3 protein-coding genes are annotated in these 3236 nt (G+C 48.1%); all 3 read left to right on the forward strand.

Annotated elements, in window-relative coordinates; translation table 11 throughout:
• Nucleotides 1–1263: class I tRNA ligase family protein (locus ACLQ6D_RS02585; protein WP_411725698.1), on the forward strand; the 1263-nt coding region annotated here is incomplete at its 5' end.
• A gap of 10 nt (nt 1264–1273) precedes the next feature.
• Nucleotides 1274–1771: an LPS assembly lipoprotein LptE gene (lptE, locus tag ACLQ6D_RS02590; protein ID WP_411725699.1), complete on the forward strand. Its 498-nt coding sequence runs from the start codon at nt 1274–1276 to the stop codon at nt 1769–1771.
• Between the two features lies 1 nt (nt 1772).
• The gene (gene holA, locus ACLQ6D_RS02595; protein ID WP_411725701.1) at nt 1773–2795 is read left to right on the forward strand and encodes a DNA polymerase III subunit delta; all 1023 of its coding nucleotides are present in this window, start codon (nt 1773–1775) and stop codon (nt 2793–2795) included.
• The last annotated feature ends 441 nt before the right edge of the window (nt 2796–3236 follow it).

Genomic DNA, 3236 nt, shown 5'->3' on the forward strand with positions numbered 1-3236 from the left:
GATGCCATTGCCGCCGATCTCAAAGCAAAAGAGTTAGGCGAGAAACAGGTCAATTTCCGTCTACGCGATTGGGGTGTTTCCCGCCAGCGTTATTGGGGTGCGCCGATTCCGGTCATTTATTGTGACGGTTGCGGTACGGTGCCAGTACCTGAACATGATTTACCGGTAAGATTGCCCAAAGATGTGGTTCTGGACGGTTCGCAATCGCCGTTAGTTGCACATCCAACGTTCTCAAAAACCACCTGTCCCACCTGCGGTAAAGCGGCGCGGCGTGAAACGGATACCTTTGATACCTTCATGGAGTCCTCCTGGTATTTTGCCCGTTTTTCCTGTAACAAAGCCAGTACTATGCTCGATGCAAAAGCTAATCGCTGGCTTCCTGTCGATCATTACATCGGCGGCATTGAACACGCTATACTGCATTTATTGTATGCCCGGTTTTATACCAAATTACTGCGGGACGAAGGCTTGGTTACATGCGACGAGCCATTCAAGAAATTGCTGACGCAAGGCATGGTGTTGAAAGATGGTAGCAAAATGTCCAAGTCCAAAGGCAATACCGTCGATCCACAGGGCTTGATCGACCAGTACGGAGCGGATACTGTGCGCCTGTTCATCATGTTTGCCGCACCGCCCGAACAATCCCTGGAATGGTCGGATAGCGGCGTGGAAGGCGCGTCACGATTCTTGAAAAGGCTATGGAAGCAGGCTTACCTTCATGTTGCATCCGGCGGCTCAGTGCAGCCTATTGATAAGGTATCACTAACATCTGGGCAGCAAGTGGTGCGAAGACACACATACCAAACTATCCAGAAAGTCAGCCATGACATGGGCGTGCGCACTATTTTTAACACGGCTATCGCGGCGAATATGGAGCTTCTTAACACTTTAGCCAAGTTTGATGACGAATCAAATAACGGCAAGGCCATACGTCAAGAGGGATTGGAAGCCATTGTGTTGATGCTATCGCCCATCGTGCCGCATATCTGCCACCAATTGTGGCTGGATTTGGGGCATCAGGAAGCGGTGGTCGGTTTGCTGTGGCCGCAAGTGGACGAGACGGCTTTGGCGCAGGATTCAATAGAATTCGTCCTACAAGTTAATGGCAAATTACGCAGCAAAATGTCAGTTCCAGCGTCGGCCACTAATGAGGAAATAGAAAAATCGGCCATATCCGACGGGCATGTGATTAAATTCGTCGACGGCAAACCCGTTAAAAAAGTCATTATTGTGCCCAAGAAATTGGTCAATATCGTTATTTAGGAGCTAGCTTGTGCGGATAAACAAATCGGTCATCCTAATCGCTTCCCTGCTGACAACGGCATGCGGCTATCATTTGCGCGGAGCTTATGACTTGCCTACAGGGATGAAAACTATTTTTTTGCAAGGTGGTTCGCCGGCATTAAGGGAGCAATTAAATGCCGTGTTGAAATCGTCTTCCGGGAGGCTTGCTGTCTCACCCGAAAAGGCCGATATTGTGCTGAGAATATTCAAAGATGGCATAGAGCGGCGTGCGTTGTCTTTGAGCGAAAGAGGGCGGTCGAACGAGATTGAACTGGAAGGTCATCTGGAGTTTGAAGTGCTTGATGCCAAAAATGGTGTGTTAGTGGCGCGGGAACCGATCAACTTCAGGCGGGAATATTTTAACGACCAGCAGGCTGTCATCGCCAAGGACATTGAAGAAACGGTTATCAGGAATGAGATGTACCAACAGGTGGTCAGGACGATTATTAACCGTGGCCGCTCAGCAGTAGAAGCGAAAGGCAAATAGTATGCAGGTCAAACCCCAGCAGTTGGCTGGCGTGTTGCAGAAAGCTTTAGCCCCTGTTTATTTCATCAGTGGTGATGAGCCTTTACAACTGGGTGAAACGGCCGATTTGATCAGAAAATCGGCAAAAGCCCAGGATTTTGATGCGCGTGAAATTTTTTTCGCGGACAAAAATTTTGACTGGAAGCAGATCAATGTGTCAGCAGGTACCTTATCCATATTTGCCGACAAAAAAATTATCGACCTGAGATTGCCTACAGGAACACCCGGAGCAGAAGGGGCTAAGGCTTTAACGGCATATTGCAAACGACTGCCCGAAGACACTTTGTTACTGATTACAGCTGGGAAAATGGGCAGGGAAGCACAAAAATCCTCCTGGTTTCAAGCCATAGATAAGGTGGGTTGCATCATTCAAGTTTGGCCGTTAGCCGGACAGGAGCTTCTGCGCTGGATTCAGGACAGGATGCAACAGCGTGGGCTGTTGGCAGAGCCGCCAGCGGTTAAGATTCTGGCTGACAGGGTGGAAGGCAATCTCCTGGCTGCTGCCCAGGAAATAGAAAAACTCTATGTGCTGTACGGAGCGGGTAAATTGAGCGTGCTGCAAATTTTCGACGTAGTGGCAGACAATTCCCGTTATGACGTGTTTAAACTTGTTGAATCGGCCCTGTCCGCACAGGCTGATAAGGTGCTCAAAATACTGTATTCCCTAAAAGCGGAAGGCGTTGCACCCGCTATTGTGCTGTGGGCGCTAGCGCGGGAAGCCAGAATTTTGATTAGTTATAAGGCAGCGCAAGGTCAGAGTGAAAAAGAGCTTACCTTGAAAAAAAATGGTGTTTGGGGTGAGCGTAAACAACTCATTGATTCCTCATCAAAAAGGCTAACCCACTCTGAACTGAATCAAGTGTTGGTTTTAGGCGCAAAAGCAGACAGGCAGATTAAAGGTCAGCAGCAAGGTGATCCTTGGGAAACATTGTTGGAATTTAGTTTGGGTTTGGCTTCTGTTTCGGTGTTGGGTAAAACGGGTTAGTTTTGTAGGGCGGGTTAGACGCGCAAAATCACCTGAGCCAAAGAGAGTCCTATGCTAATGCGCGTCGTAACCCGCCGAAATGACATTCGCTCATCCGGCGGGTTACGGCGCTTTTAACAGTAAGGGTAAATTCAAATCCAGTAGTTGACGCGCCTAACCCGCCCTACAGTGCTACCTTGCTACACGATTTCATGATTTTTAGCAGGCGAAGGTTTATGTTGACAATATTTAAATAATCGAGTAATTTTAAATCGCGTTGATGGATATCATTAAATTAAGTAACTCATGTTACGCGCTTAAGCGCGTAACATGAGATAATAAGCAGAAAGCTGTTGATCGGCGCTTAGCAGGGGTATTTGGTTAACCATCGCCTGGGCTACAAGTAAACGATCAAAAGGGTCTTTATGGTGCAAGGGCAGATTTTGTAATGCTAGCGCGTGG

The organism is Methyloglobulus sp. (assembly GCF_046714055.1).
GTDB lineage: Bacteria > Pseudomonadota > Gammaproteobacteria > Methylococcales > Methylomonadaceae > Methyloglobulus.